The following is a 13,761-nucleotide window of genomic DNA, read 5'->3' as shown; positions in this document are numbered from 1 at the left end:
TCGTCGCCGCGATGATCGCCTTCACGTTGCCGACCTGCTCGTCGTCCAACTCGATCGTCGACTGGCCGGTCGGCGTGCCGTGCGGCAGCAGCGTGCTGGTGTCCGGCGTGTCGGCCTGCACGGCGGCGATGGGGTTGGTGGGGGTGGGGTCGCTGTCCGTGCCGTGGTTGAGCGGGCCGGCGGCGAGACCGACGGCGGTGCCGAGGCCGGCGATACCGAGGATGCTCTTTCGCAGCATGGTGTTCATCGGGGGCTCCTTCGCGTCGGGGTCGGACCTCGCCCGTCGTGGAACGGGGGTGGCGGGTGAGGTCGGCGCGGTCGAGCGCCAGAAGTCTGAGAGGAGATCGGCCCCGGGGTGGGCCGGTGTGCTGCTCGGTCAGCCACCCTGCACAACGCCGGCCACCGGTCGATGATTCCGCCCGCTGCGGCCCGCAGAACCGGACACCATGCCCGTTCGGTCGTAAACGCCCCAGGGTGCCGTCCGGTCACCGCCGTGGCCGGTGGCGGAAGGCGCCCGACCTCCCGGGGAGTTCGGTGCAGCCATCAGCGGTGTGGGCGAGGGCCTAGGGTGGTGCGGGTGGCGACACTTCTGCTCCTGCGGCACGGACGTACCACCGCGAACGCCGACGGTGGTCTCGCCGGTCGGCAGCCCGTCGAGCTGGACGAGACCGGTCGCGCCCAGGCCACCGCGGTCGGTGGCCGGCTGCGGGCGGTGCCGTTGGCGGCCGTGGTGACCAGCCCACTGGTCCGCTGCCGGCAGACCCTTGAACTGGCGTTGCCCGACGCGTCCCCGGTGGTGGACGAGGGTCTGATCGAATGTGGGTACGGCAGCTGGGAAGGCCAGCCACTCAAGAAGCTGGCCAAGGAGCCGCTCTGGCCGGTGGTGCAGCAGCATCCCAGCGCCGTCGTCTTCCCCGACGGTGAGGCGATGGCGCAGATGGCGACCCGGGCGGTCGCGGCGGTTCGCGCCTGGGACGCCCGACTGAGTGCCGAGCACGGCCCGGAGGCGGTCTGGCTGGCCTGTAGTCACGGGGATGTGATCAAGGCTGTCGTCGCCGACGCGCTCGGCGTACACCTGGACCTCTTCCAGCGGATCGTGGTCGATCCGGCATCGGTGACCGTGATCCGCTACACGCCTCTGCGTCCCTTCCTGATCCGTCTCAACGACGTCGGTGGTGACCTGGCCGGCCTGGTGCCGGCGCCTGGTAAGCGGCGTCGGCGGGCCCGCCGGCCGACGGACTCGGACGCTGCGGTCGGCGGTGGCGCGGGGGTGTCCCGATGACTCGCCCGGACGCGCGTCCCGGCACCGTCGGGTGTGCCGCGAAACGGGTCGGTGGGGTGCGCGCTGTGTGTGGCCGCCGGATAGGGTCGTGGTTATGACCCACCAGGTGCACGCCTTCGAGCCGCCGGAGCGGTTCGTCGCCGGGACCGTCGGGCCGCCGGGGGAGCGCACGTTCTTTCTTCAGGCGCGCGGTGGTGGCCGCCTGGTCAGCGTCGCGCTGGAGAAGGTCCAGGTCTCCCTGCTCGCCGAGAAGCTGGAGGAGCTGCTGACCGAGGCTCAGCGTCGGTTCGGTGTGGAGCTGCCGGAGGCTGTGGTCCCGGTCGGTGACAACGATCCGCTGGAGACCCCCGTCGACGAGGAGTTCCGCGTCGGCACACTGGGCCTGGCCTTCGACGCGGACACCGCGACCGTGGTGATCGAGGCGATAGCGGTCGGCGAGGCCGAGTCGGAGATCGAGCTCGGCGAGGTGGAGGCCGAGGCAGAGGAAGAACCCGATGACGTCGAGCCGGACGAGGATCTCGACCGGCTGCGGGTCCGGCTGACCCCGGAGGCGACTCGCGCGTTCATCGAGCGGGCCCGACGAGTGGTCAACGCCGGTCGGCCACCCTGCCCCCTCTGCGGTCAGCCGTTGGACCCGGCCGGCCATCTCTGCCCCCGGAACAACGGCTACCACCGGTGACCTCCTCCGGTGTGGCTCCCCGTCAGGAAGGGGGTGCTGCGCTGCGCCTGCTGCGGGACGGTGAGCTGACCGTCGAGGGGCGCCTCGTCGACGCCTCCAACACCACCCTGCGGGCGCTGCTGACCTTGGACGGGGTGTCGGCTCGGTGCGTGTACAAACCAGTGCGCGGCGAGCGACCGCTGTGGGATTTCCCCGAGGGCACCCTGGCGGGCCGTGAGGTGGCGGCTTACCTGGTTTCCGCGGCCACCGGGTGGGATCTGGTGCCGCCGACGGTGCTGCGGGACGGGCCGTTGGGGCCGGGCTCCTGCCAGCTGTGGATCGACGAGCCACCCGACTCCGAGCCGCTTGTGGGGTTCGTGCCGGCCGATTCGGTGCCGGCCCGCTGGTTCCCGATCGCGGCCGCCCGCGACGACGACGGCACCGCGTACGCGTTGGCCCACGCCGACGACCCGCGGCTGGCCCGGCTCGCACTGCTCGACGCGGTGATCAACAACGCGGACCGTAAGGGCGGCCACGTGCTGGTCGGCCCGGACGACCGGATCCACGGGGTCGACCACGGGGTGAGCTTCCACGTGGACGAGAAGCTGCGTACGGTGCTCTGGGGTTGGGCCGACCGCTCCCTGCCCGACGACGCGGTCGACATGCTCGCTCGCCTGTCCCGGCAGCTTGCTGGGCCGCTCGGTGCGGACCTGGCCGAGCATCTCACCCGTGGCGAGACCGCCGCGTTGGCCGCCCGGATCGACCGGCTGCGCGAGAGTTGCCGCTTTCCACGGCCGTCGCAGGACTGGCCGGCGGTGCCCTGGCCACCGCTCTGAGCCTGTCGCGTTGATCACTCGCCGGTCGGCGTGACGTTACCCGGCGGCTGGTTAGGCTGACGAGCATGGAGTCTTGGATGGGGCACGAGGTGCCGCGGCTGCCGGGGCGGCCCGGGCCGTTGAGGTTGTTCGACTCGGCTCGCGGGAGTACGCAGCCGAGTGACCCGGACGGCACCGCCACCATGTACGTCTGCGGTATCACCCCGTACGACGCCACTCATCTCGGGCATGCCGCCACCATGATCACTTTCGATCTGGTGCAGCGGATGTGGCGCGACACCGGGCGCGAGGTCCGCTACGTCCAGAACGTCACCGACATCGATGATCCGTTGCTGGAGCGGGCGGAGCGTGACCGTGAGGACTGGAAGGTCCTGGCGATGCGGGAGACGGCGCTGTTCCGGGAGGACATGGAGGCGTTGCGGATCATCCCGCCGGCCCACTACGTGGGCGCGGTGGAGTCGATCCCGGACATCGCCGACAAGGTGCTCGTGCTGCTCAAGGATGGTGCCGCGTACCGTCTCGACGACGGCACCGGCGACGTCTACTTCGACGTCTCGACCGCGCCGAGCTTCGGCTACGAGTCGAACCTGTCCCGCGCGGAGATGCTGGACATCTTTCCTGAGCGTGGCGGCGACCCGGACCGTGCCGGTAAACGTGACCCGTTGGACCCGCTGCTGTGGCGCGGTGCCCGAGACGGCGAGCCGTCCTGGCCCGGCAACGACCTTGGCCCGGGCCGACCGGGGTGGCACATCGAGTGCGCGGTGATCGCCCTCAACCTGCTCGGCTCCACCATCGACGTCCAGGGTGGCGGTAACGACCTGTTGTTCCCGCACCACGAGTGTTCCGCCGCGCACGCCGAGCGGTTGTCCGGCGCCGCGCCGTTCGCCGGTCACTACGTGCACGCCGGCATGATCGGACTCAACGGCGAGAAGATGTCCAAGTCCCGGGGCAACCTGGTCTTCGTCTCCCGGCTGCGGGCCGACCGGGTGGATCCGATGGCGGTCCGGCTCGCTCTGCTCTCCGGTCACTACCGCGCCGACCGGTCGTGGACCGACGACCTGCTCACTGACGCGCAGGGCCGGCTGAACCGTTGGCGACGGGCCGCCGCCGAGGCCGCCGGGCCGTCCGGTGCGGGGCTCCTGGCCGGCGTACGCGGGAAACTCGCCGACGACCTCGACACTCCCGGCGCCCTGCGGGTGGCTGACGAGTGGGCCGAGCGAACCCTCGCCGGGGTCGACGACGACCCGGCGGCGCCGCTCCTGTTCGCCGACACCGTCGACGCCCTGCTCGGCATCCGCCTCTGATCAACCACCGCCTGCCTGTCCCGCCGTGCTGACGTGTGCCCGTCGCCGGTGGCCTGGCGTCGTGGCTTCGTCAGCGCCGGACACAGCAGTATCCCGATGGTGTTGCCTGCGTCCGGTGGGGCGGGGCGGCGCCGCGGGTCAGCCGAGGACGAGGCCGGGGTCAGGGTCGGGTTCGGCGGTGGGGGCGGGGATCTGGTACTGCTCGGTGAGGGTGGTGACGGGGCCGGGCCAGGTGGCTTGCGCGACCTCGATGGGTCGGCGCTGCGGGTCGTACGCCACGTGCAGCAGATGCAGTACCGGGGTGTCCGGCCGGATCTGGAGGGTCTCGGATTCTTCGCGGCTGGGCTGGCGTGCGGTGATGGTGTCGGTGGCGGTGGTGTACCGCCGGCCGGTGGCCTCTTCGGCTTCCTGGTAGAGGGGGCGGCCGAACGCCTCGGTCCGTTCCAGCGAGGTGCCGGCGGTGTCGGCGGGCAGGAACCAGGAGGCGCCCACCTCCACCGGTGAGTCCTCGGTGCGGACGAGGTGGCGGCGGCAGAGCAGTTCGGTGCCGTCGGGTACGCCGAAGGCGTCGGCCACCTCGGGCGGTGCGGGGGAGCGGCCGACGGAGACGAGCTGTTGGCGGTAGCGGGCCGCCAGGTCTGTGTGGTAGCCGCGGAAGCCGCCGTAGCGGCCTCGGGAGAGCCGGTTGAGTCGACGCCGGGTGCCCCGGACGTACGTGCCGGATCCGGGTTTGGTGATCAGGATGCCCTCGACCCGGAGTTGGTCGACGGCGCGTTGCACGGTCTGCTTGGCGACGCCGAACATCTCGGCGATGGCCGGGATGGACGGCAGTCGTTCGCCCGGTGCCCAGTCGCCGCGCCGGATCTGGCTCTTGAGCTGCGTAGCGATCTGTCGGTGCGGGAACTCGGCCGCCCCCGGGTTGATTTGCATCCCCCGCCTCCTCGTTTCAGCTAGGGTCCTAGGATGCCTTACGGGGTGCGTGAATCGCCACCCCGACCCACACGACGAGGCCCCGGGCGATCACCCGCCCGGGGCCTCGTGAAACGAAGAAGGGGAAGAGTTACCAGGAACCGGCGGTGGGACCGGCTGATCCACCGCGGCGGCGCAGGTACTTCTCGAACTCCTGGGCGATCTCGTCCCCGGTCAACGGGGTGATGCCGGCATCACCCACCCGTTCCTCCAACTCGCGTACGTATTCGCCCAGCTCGGCATCCTGCTCGGCGGCGCTGCGTACCCGCTGTTCCCACTCGGCGGCCTCCTCGGCCAGGTCGGCCATGGGAACCGGCAGATCGAGCACCTCCTCGACCCGGTGCAGCAGGGCGAGGGTGGCCTTCGGGCAGGGCGGATTGTTGGCGTAGTGCGGCACGTGGACCCAGAACGAGACGGCGTCGACCTCGGCTCGTGTGCAGGCGTCGTGCAGGACGCCGACGATGCCGGTCGGCCCGTCGTAGCGGGTCGGGGTGAGCTGGTATCGGCGCGCGGCGTCGGCGTCGGAGGCGCTGCCGCTGATCGGTAGCGGCCGGGTGTACGGCACGTCGGCCAGCAGCGCTCCGAGCAGCACCACCCGCTCGACCTCCAGGCTGTGGCAGATCTCCAGCACCTGCTCGCAGAAGGTCCGCCACCGCATACTCGGCTCGATGCCGCGGATCAGCACCACGTCCCGCTCGGTACCGGCGGGACTGGCGACCGTGAACCGGGTGGTGGGCCATTCCACCCGGCGGGTGGCGCCGTCGGACATGGTGATGGTGGGCCGGCTGACCTGGAAGTCGTAGAAGTCCTCCGGATCCAGCTCGGTGACGGGCCGGGCCTCCCATACCTGCTCCAGGTGCTCGACCGCCGCGGTGGACGCGTCCGCCGCGTCGTTCCACCCCTCGAAGGCGCAGATGGCGACGGGGGACCGCAGCACCGGCAGCCCGTCGAACTCGGTCATGCCGTCACCTCCTGCTCGTCACCGGCGGTCCGGGCCGCAGGCCCGGTCGTCCGCCCACGGTGCGTGGCGGTGTCGCTGTAGTCCTTCACGTCAGTCAGCCTACGTGTCGGGCCCGGAACCGGCCCGTCGGCCGCGCCGGTCGGGGCGGGCCTCAGCGCCGGTGTCGTGCGCCCAGCAGCCGATGATGTTCGGTGATGCCGGCCGAAACAGACACCGTGATCCGGACGACACAATGTGGGAACGTGCCACACGCAGGGGCGTGGGCCCGCCCTGTCGCACTAACCTGAGGTTGTGCGGACTTCGTTGCTTGACGCGCTGGCAGATCGGGTCCTCGTCACCGACGGGGCGATGGGCACGATGTTGCAGGCCGCCGACCTGAGCCTGGACGACTTCGACGGCCTGGAGGGATGCAACGAGATCCTCAACGTCACCCGGCCGGACGTCGTCCGCGGGGTGCACGAGGCGTACCTGGCGGCGGGCGCGGACTGTGTGGAGACGAACACCTTCGGCGCGAATCTGCCCAACCTCGCCGAGTACGACATCGCGGACCGGATCTGGGAGTTGTCCGAGGTGGGGGCACGACTGGCGCGGGATGCCGCCGACGTCTACTCGACTTCGCAACAGCCCCGGTGGGTGCTCGGTTCGATAGGCCCGGGGACGAAGCTGCCGACCCTCGGTCACGCCGCGTACGCCACGCTCCGCGACGCGTACCAGCAGAACGCCGGTGGACTGATCACCGGTGGCGCGGACGCGCTGATCATCGAGACCTGTCAGGATCTGCTCCAGGTCAAGGCAGCGGTGATCGGGTCCAGGCGGGCGATGACCGAGCTGGGCCGTGACGTCCCGATCATCTGTCACGTGGCGGTCGAAACCACCGGCACGATGCTGCTGGGCAGCGAGATCGGTGCGGCGTTGACCGCGATCGAGCCGCTCGGCGTGGACCTGATCGGGCTCAACTGCTCGACCGGACCGGCCGAGATGGGTGAGCATCTGCGCTACCTGTCTCGACACTCCCGCATTCCGGTGTCGGTGATGCCCAACGCCGGTCTGCCGGTACTCACCCCGGACGGTGCGTACTTCCCCCTGGGTCCCGAGGACATGGCCGACGCGTTGGAACAGTTCGTCACCGACTACGGCGTCGCGTTGGTCGGCGGTTGCTGTGGCACGACCCCCGAGCACATCCGGGTACTCGCCGATCGGCTGCGTGACGTACGGCCGGTGGCCCGCCAGCCGCGCGTCGACGCGGGTGTCTCCTCGGTCTACCACCATGTGCCGTTCGCGCAGGACGCGAGTGTGCTGATGGTGGGGGAGCGCACCAACGCCAACGGCTCCAAGGCGTTCCGGGAGGCCATGCTCGCCGCGGACTGGCAGTCCTGTGTGGAGATCGCCCGTGGCCAGGCCCGTGACGGTTCACACCTGCTGGATCTCTGCGTCGACTACGTCGGCCGGGACGGCACCACCGACATGCGTGAGCTGGCCGGCCGGTTCGCCACCGCCTCCACCCTGCCGATCATGCTGGACTCGACCGAGCCGGCGGTGGTCGAGGCCGGGCTGGAGATGCTCGGCGGTCGTTGCGTGGTCAACTCGGTGAACTTCGAGGACGGCGACGGCCCGGAGTCCCGGTACGCGCGGGTGATGCCGGTGGTCGCCGAGCACGGCGCCGCCGTGGTCGCACTGCTCATCGACGAGGAGGGGCAGGCGCGGACGGCGGAGTGGAAGGTACGGGTCGCCGGGCGGCTGATCGAGGATCTCACCGGCCGGTGGGGGATGCACCGTTCGGACATCCTCATCGACGCGCTGACCTTCCCGATCGCCACCGGTCAGGAGGAGACCCGCCGAGACGGCATCGAGACCATCGAGGCGATCCGGGAGATCGCCCGCCGCTGGCCCGGGGTGAACTTCACCCTGGGCATCTCGAACGTCTCGTTCGGGCTCAACCCGGCGGCCCGGCAGGTGCTCAACTCGGTCTTCCTGCACGAGTGCGTTCAGGCCGGGCTCACCTCGGCGATCGTGCACGCCAGCAAGATCCTGCCGATGGCGAAGATTCCCGACGAGCAGCGCGAGATCGCCCTCGACCTCATCTACGACCGACGTCGTGAAGGCTACGACCCGGTGCAGCGGTTCATCGAGGTCTTCGAGGGCGTCGACGCCGCCTCGGCACGGGCCACCCGGGCCGAGGAGTTGGCGGCCCTCCCGCTCAACGAGCGGCTGAAGCGGCGGATCATCGACGGCGAGCGCAACGGTCTGGAGGCCGACCTCGACGCGGCGATGGCCGCTGGCACCGCTCCGCTGCTCATCATCAACGACATCCTGCTCGACGGCATGAAGGTCGTCGGTGAGCTGTTCGGTTCCGGTCAGATGCAGCTGCCGTTCGTGTTGCAGTCCGCCGAGGTGATGAAGACCGCGGTGGCGTACCTCGAACCGCACATGGAGAAGGCCGACGACGGCGGCAAGGGTCGCATCGTGCTCGCGACCGTCAAGGGCGACGTGCACGACATCGGCAAGAACCTGGTGGACATCATCCTGTCCAACAACGGCTACGAGGTGGTGAACATCGGCATCAAGCAGCCGATCTCCGCCATCCTCGACGCCGCCGAACAGCACCGCGCCGACGCCATCGGCATGTCGGGTCTGCTGGTCAAGAGCACCGTCATCATGAAGGAGAACCTGGTCGAGATGGCCTCGCGCGGGGTCGCGGAGCGCTGGCCGGTTCTGCTCGGTGGCGCGGCGTTGACCCGGGCGTACGTCGAGGACGACCTGCGGTCGATGTTCCCCGGTCAGGTGCACTATGCCCGTGACGCCTTCGAGGGGTTGTCCCTGATGGACCGGGTGATGACCGCCAAGCGTGGCGGTGCTCCGGTGGTGGATCCCGAACGGGAGGCGGCTCTGGCGGCGCGGCGGGCCCGCCGGGAAAGACAGCGCGCGATGGTGACGGAGTCGCTGCCTGAGCTGCACGACACCTCGGTGCGCTCGGATGTCGCGGTCGACGTGCCGGTGCCGGTGGCACCGTTTTACGGCACCCGGGTGGTCAAGGGGGTGCCGCTGGCCGACTACGCGGCGCTGCTGGACGAGCGGGCCACCTTCATGGGCCAGTGGGGGCTGCGTGGTGCGCGGGGCGGTAAGGGTCCGTCGTACGAGGAGCTGGTGGAGACGGAGGGTCAGCCGAGGCTGCGTTACTGGCTGGACCGGCTGATCGCCGACCAGGTGTTGGAGGCGGCCGTGGTGTACGGCTACTTCCCCGCCTACTCGGAGGGCAACGACCTGGTGGTCTTGGACGAGAACGGGCACGCCGAGCGGGCCCGCTTCACCTTCCCCCGCCAGCGGCAGGAGCGGCGGCTGTGCCTGGCCGACTTCTTCCGCCCGCGCGGCGGTGACCTGGACGTGGTCGCGTTGCAGCTGGTGACGGTGGGCCAGCCGGTCAGTGAGTACGCGGCGAAGCTGTTCGCGCGCAACGAGTACCGCGACTACCTGGAGGTGCACGGGTTGTCGGTGCAGCTCACCGAGGCCCTCGCCGAGTACTGGCACAGGCGGGTCCGGTCCGAGCTGCGGCTGCCCGACGGCCGCACCGTCGCCGACGACGACCCGGCTGACCTGGCTGGTCTGCTGCGCACCGACTACCGGGGCTGCCGGTACGCGTTCGGTTACCCGGCCTGCCCCGATCTGGAGGATCGGGCGAAGATCGTGGAGTTGCTGGGTGCCGGGCGGATCGGTGTGGAGTTGTCCGAGGAGTTCCAGCTGATGCCGGAGCAGGCCACCGACGCCATCGTCGTCCATCATCCCGAGGCCAGCTACTTCAACGCCAGGTAGAGCGTGTGGGCACTGCGCGTTCGCTTCGGGTTCCACTGTCGATTCGGTGTGTGGCAGGCACGCAGCGGCGCGGGGGATAGCCGGATGTGAGATCCGTTGCAGGACACGCCGGCACACCATCTGGTGTCTTGCGTTCGTAGGCCACCCATATATGGTGTCACCCGTAGCTGGTTCGGGCGCCCATCCGGGGCGGCTGAGGTAAGAGGGAACCCGGTGTGAATCCGGGGCTGCCCCGCAGCGGTGAGTGGGAACGACAGCCGTCACACGGCACTGGGCTGCGGCCTGGGAAGCGACGGCCAGTAGGAAGGCGAGCACGCCCACGAGCCCGAAGACCTGCCAGCACGCCGTCCGCGCACGCGGGCGGCGGCAGTCGGCCGCGTGGGACGGCCGACGCCACCCGGAACGCGCCTGTGCGCGAGCCCTGTGGCGTCCTCCCGCGTTGTCCGAGGCCATCAGTAGACGGCGCGAGGAGAGAGACGTGACGGTCGTGCGGGAGATTCCTGCGTCCGGCCCAGCTGTGCCGGAGCAGCGCCGGCAGGTGATGCAGGTCCGTAAGCGCAACGGGGACGCCGAACCGGTGGACGTCAACAAGATCGTCCGCGCGGTGGAGCGGTGGGTCGCCGATCTGGACGAGGTGGATCCGCTTCGGGTGGCCACGAAGACGATCAGTGGTTTGTACGACGGCGCCACCACCGCTGAGCTGGACAAGCTGTCCATTCAGACGGCCGCCGAGCTGATCGGCGAGGAGCCGCAGTACTCCAAGCTGGCGGCGCGGCTGCTTGCCGCGTACGTGGACAAGGAGGTCCGCGGACAGCAGGTAGCCAGTTTCAGCCAGTCCATTCGTCACGCGCACGACCTGGGACTTGTCGGGGACACGACCGCCGCGTTCGTGGCCCGCAACGCCCGCAAGCTGGACGACGCGGTCGACCCCGACGGTGACCTGCGGTTCGAGTATTTCGGGCTGCGTACGGTCGCGGACCGCTACCTGCTTCGGCATCCGCGGACCCGGCTGGTGGTGGAGACGCCGCAGTACTGGCTGCTGCGGGTCGCCTGCGGGTTGTCGCAGACGCCGGGGGAGGCGATCGGCTTCTACCGGTTGATGTCGAGCCTGGCCTACCTGCCGAGTTCACCCACGTTGTTCAACTCGGGGACGCGGCACACCCAGATGTCGTCGTGTTTCCTCGTCGACTCGCCACGCGACGAACTCGACTCCATCTACGAGCGCTACCACCAGGTGGCGAAGCTGTCGAAGTTCTCCGGCGGCATCGGTATCTCCTGGTCACGGGTGCGGGGCCGGGGTGCGTTGATCCGGGGAACCAACGGCCGCTCCAACGGCATCGTGCCGTTTTTGAAGACCCTCGACGCCGGGGTGGCGGCCGTCAACCAGGGGGGTCGGCGTAAGGGCGCGGCCTGCGTGTACCTGGAGCCGTGGCACCCGGACATCGAGGAGTTCCTGGAGCTGCGGGACAACACCGGGGAGGAGTCCCGGCGTACCCACAACCTGAACCTGGCGAACTGGATCCCGGACGAGTTCATGCGCCGGGTCGAAGCGGACGGCGACTGGTCGTTGATCGACCCGTCGGATGCGCCGGAGCTGCCGGATCTTTTCGGTGAGGCGTTCGACGAGGCGTACCGGGCGGCGGAGAAGAAGGCCGTCCGCACGGTCAAGGCCCGCGACCTGTACGGCCGGATGATGCGTACGCTCGCGCAGACCGGCAACGGGTGGATGACGTTCAAGGACGCGGCGAACCGGTTGTCGAACCAGACCGGTGAGCCGGGCAACACGATCCACCTGTCGAACCTGTGCACGGAGATCCTGGAGGTCAACAGCGACACCGAGACGGCGGTGTGCAACCTGGGATCGGTGAACCTGGGGGCGCACGTCACCGCCGACGGTGTCGACTGGGAGAAGCTACGGGCGACGGTGCGCACGGCGGTGGTGTTCCTCGACCGGGTGATCGACATCAATTACTACCCGGCCGAGCAGACGGCGGTGTCGAACCCGCGCTGGCGGCCGGTCGGGCTCGGGCTGATGGGTCTGCAGGACGCGTTGTTCGCTCTGCGTCTGCCGTTCGACTCGGCGCAGGCGCGGGAGCTGTCGACCCGGGTACAGGAAGAGATCTTCCTGACCGCGTTGGAGACGTCAGCGGGGCTCGCCGAGAGTTTCGGCCCGCACCCGGCGTACGCCGAGACCCGCGCGGCGAAGGGTGAGCTGCACCCCGACCTGTGGGGCGCAGAGGTGACCCAGACGCAGCGGTGGGCCGCCCTGCGGGAGACGGTCGCCCGCCACGGCCTGCGGAACTCGCTGCTGGTGGCGATCGCACCGACCGCCACGATCGCCTCGATCGCCGGTTGCTACGAATGCATCGAGCCGCAGGTGTCCAACCTGTTCAAGCGCGAGACGATGTCCGGCGAGTTCCTCCAGATCAACACCTATCTGGTCCGGGAGTTGAAGGCGCGTGGGTTGTGGACGGCGCCGATCCGGGAGCAGATCAAGCGGGCCGAGGGATCGGTGCAGGGCATCGCCGAGTTGCCGCCGCAGGTGCGGGAGCTGTTCCGTACCGCGTGGGAGCTGCCGCAGCGGGCGCTCATCGATCTGGCGGCCGCCCGTGCGCCGTTCATCGACCAGTCGCAGTCGTTGAACCTGTTCCTGGGCGCGCCGACCATCGGCAAGCTCTCCTCGATGTACCTGTATGCCTGGAAAGCCGGGCTGAAGACCACCTACTACCTGCGGTCGCGTCCCGCGACCCGGATCCAGCAGGCCACCGTCGCCATCAAGCCGGTCGTCGCGGTCAGCGACGACGAGGCGTTGGCCTGCTCCCTGGAGAATCCCGAGAGCTGCGAGGCGTGCCAGTGACGATCGTTTCCTCTGAGCCCACCACCGGTCAGCGGCAGATGCTGCTCGACCCCGGTATGGACCTGACCCTGCGGCCGATGCGCTACCCGCAGTTCTTCGACAGGTTCAAGGACGCCATCAAGAACACCTGGACGGTGGAGGAGGTCGACCTGCACTCCGACCTCACCGACCTGGCCAAGCTGTCCCCGGCGGAGCAGCACCTGGTGTCCCGGTTGGTGGCGTTCTTCGCCACCGGCGACACCATCGTCGCCAACAATCTCGTGCTCAATCTCTACCAGCACGTCAACTCCCCGGAGGGCCGGCTCTACCTGTCGCGGCAGCTGTTCGAGGAGGCGGTGCACGTCCAGTTCTATCTGAACCTGCTCGACACCTACGTGCCCGACGAGCGGGAACGGTTCGCGGCGTTCGCGGCGGTGGAGAACATCCCGTCGATCGCCCGCAAGGCCGAGTTCTGCTTCAAGTGGATCGACTCGATCTTCGAGCTGCGGGAGTTGAAGACCCGCGAGGACCGGCGGTCGTTCCTGCTCAACCTGATCTGTTTCGCCGCGTGCATCGAGGGGTTGTTCTTCTACGGCGCCTTCGCCTACGTGTACTTCCTGCGTTCCCGGGGCCTGCTGCACGGCCTGGCCTCCGGCACCAACTGGGTGTTCCGGGACGAGTCGATGCACATGGCCTTCGCCTTCGACGTGGTCGACACCGTACGCGCCGAGGAGCCGGATCTGTTCGACGCCGAGATGGAGCAGCAGGTCCGGGACATGCTGGCCGAGGCCGTCGAGTGTGAGGTGCAGTTCGCCGCCGACCTGCTCGAACAGGGTGTTTCCGGGCTTTCTCTGGCGGACATGCGCGAGTACCTCCAGCACGTCGCCGACCGCCGGTTGGCGCAGTTGGAGATCGAACCGCTGTACGGGTCGAAGAACCCGTTCGCTTTCATGGAGTTGCAGGACGTGCAGGAGCTGTCGAACTTCTTCGAGCGCCGGGTGTCGGCGTACCAGGTTGGTGTCACCGGCACGGTCGCCTTCGACGACGACTTCTGACGCAGGTCCGGCCGGTTGTGTAACCGGGTTCGGCCCCGGCGGCGATCCTGCCG

The 13,761-nt window shown here is 69.4% G+C and carries 9 protein-coding genes, 1 pseudogene and 1 riboswitch; of the genes and pseudogenes, 7 read left to right on the top strand and 3 right to left on the bottom strand.

All coding sequences use genetic code 11. The features are described from left to right. A pseudogene (locus tag HCA58_RS08615) lies at positions 1 to 247 on the bottom strand (hypothetical protein); the annotation flags it as partial. 321 nt (positions 248 to 568) lie between these two features. On the opposite strand from HCA58_RS08615, the gene HCA58_RS08610 reads away from it, so the two are divergent. The 4 genes from HCA58_RS08610 to mshC all read left to right on the top strand — a co-directional run bounded on the left by HCA58_RS08610 (position 569) and on the right by mshC (position 4,080). Continuing rightward, positions 569 to 1,282, top strand: coding sequence for a histidine phosphatase family protein (locus HCA58_RS08610; RefSeq protein WP_169597220.1), 714 nt, complete (start codon positions 569 to 571; stop codon positions 1,280 to 1,282). A gap of 94 nt (positions 1,283 to 1,376) precedes the next feature. Then, positions 1,377 to 1,961: a DUF3090 domain-containing protein gene (locus HCA58_RS08605; RefSeq protein ID WP_169597219.1), complete on the top strand. Its 585-nt coding sequence runs from the start codon at positions 1,377 to 1,379 to the stop codon at positions 1,959 to 1,961. Then, positions 1,958 to 2,776: an SCO1664 family protein gene (locus HCA58_RS08600; protein WP_169597218.1), complete on the top strand. Its 819-nt coding sequence runs from the start codon at positions 1,958 to 1,960 to the stop codon at positions 2,774 to 2,776. The genes HCA58_RS08605 and HCA58_RS08600 overlap by 4 nt, the downstream gene beginning before the upstream one ends. Before the next feature lie 65 nt (positions 2,777 to 2,841). Next, a complete protein-coding gene (mshC, locus tag HCA58_RS08595) occupies positions 2,842 to 4,080 on the top strand; it encodes a cysteine--1-D-myo-inosityl 2-amino-2-deoxy-alpha-D-glucopyranoside ligase (RefSeq protein ID WP_169597217.1) in 1,239 nt (412 codons plus the stop codon). Positions 4,081 to 4,218: 138 nt separating this feature from the next. Here the strand turns inward: mshC and HCA58_RS08590 are convergent, their stop codons facing one another. Next, positions 4,219 to 5,010 (bottom strand): GntR family transcriptional regulator, encoded by a 792-nt coding sequence (locus HCA58_RS08590; RefSeq protein ID WP_169597216.1) that lies wholly within the window; start codon positions 5,008 to 5,010, stop codon positions 4,219 to 4,221. Between the two features lie 130 nt (positions 5,011 to 5,140). Next, a complete protein-coding gene (locus tag HCA58_RS08585) occupies positions 5,141 to 6,010 on the bottom strand; it encodes a PAC2 family protein (RefSeq protein ID WP_169597215.1) in 870 nt (289 codons plus the stop codon). A gap of 291 nt (positions 6,011 to 6,301) precedes the next feature. On the opposite strand from HCA58_RS08585, the gene metH reads away from it, so the two are divergent. From metH to HCA58_RS08570, 3 genes are all read left to right on the top strand, one after another. Further along, positions 6,302 to 9,817, top strand: coding sequence for a methionine synthase (gene metH / locus HCA58_RS08580; RefSeq protein WP_346775917.1), 3,516 nt, complete (start codon positions 6,302 to 6,304; stop codon positions 9,815 to 9,817). Between the two features lie 151 nt (positions 9,818 to 9,968). Next, positions 9,969 to 10,173: riboswitch (cobalamin riboswitch) on the top strand. Positions 10,174 to 10,295: 122 nt separating this feature from the next. Then, positions 10,296 to 12,674 (top strand): ribonucleoside-diphosphate reductase subunit alpha, encoded by a 2,379-nt coding sequence (locus tag HCA58_RS08575; RefSeq protein ID WP_169597214.1) that lies wholly within the window; start codon positions 10,296 to 10,298, stop codon positions 12,672 to 12,674. Positions 12,675 to 12,712: 38 nt separating this feature from the next. Then, positions 12,713 to 13,708 (top strand): ribonucleotide-diphosphate reductase subunit beta, encoded by a 996-nt coding sequence (locus HCA58_RS08570; RefSeq protein ID WP_169597247.1) that lies wholly within the window; start codon positions 12,713 to 12,715, stop codon positions 13,706 to 13,708. The last annotated feature ends 53 nt before the right edge of the window (positions 13,709 to 13,761 follow it).

It is taken from the genome of Micromonospora sp. HNM0581 (genome assembly GCF_012726175.1).
GTDB lineage: Bacteria > Actinomycetota > Actinomycetes > Mycobacteriales > Micromonosporaceae > Micromonospora.
This window is presented reverse-complemented; position numbering and strand designations above follow the sequence as displayed.

What these genes read in the sequence shown, in the direction of transcription:
- HCA58_RS08570 (WP_169597247.1), top strand. Translation starts at nt 12,713, where the DNA reads ATGCTGCTCGACCCCGGTATGGACCTGACCCTGCGGCCGATGCGCTAC.
- mshC (WP_169597217.1), top strand. Translation starts at nt 2,842, where the DNA reads ATGGAGTCTTGGATGGGGCACGAGGTGCCGCGGCTGCCGGGGCGGCCC.
- HCA58_RS08590 (WP_169597216.1), bottom strand. Translation starts at nt 5,010, where the DNA reads ATGCAAATCAACCCGGGGGCGGCCGAGTTCCCGCACCGACAGATCGCT.
- HCA58_RS08605 (WP_169597219.1), top strand. Translation starts at nt 1,377, where the DNA reads ATGACCCACCAGGTGCACGCCTTCGAGCCGCCGGAGCGGTTCGTCGCC.
- HCA58_RS08585 (WP_169597215.1), bottom strand. Translation starts at nt 6,010, where the DNA reads ATGACCGAGTTCGACGGGCTGCCGGTGCTGCGGTCCCCCGTCGCCATC.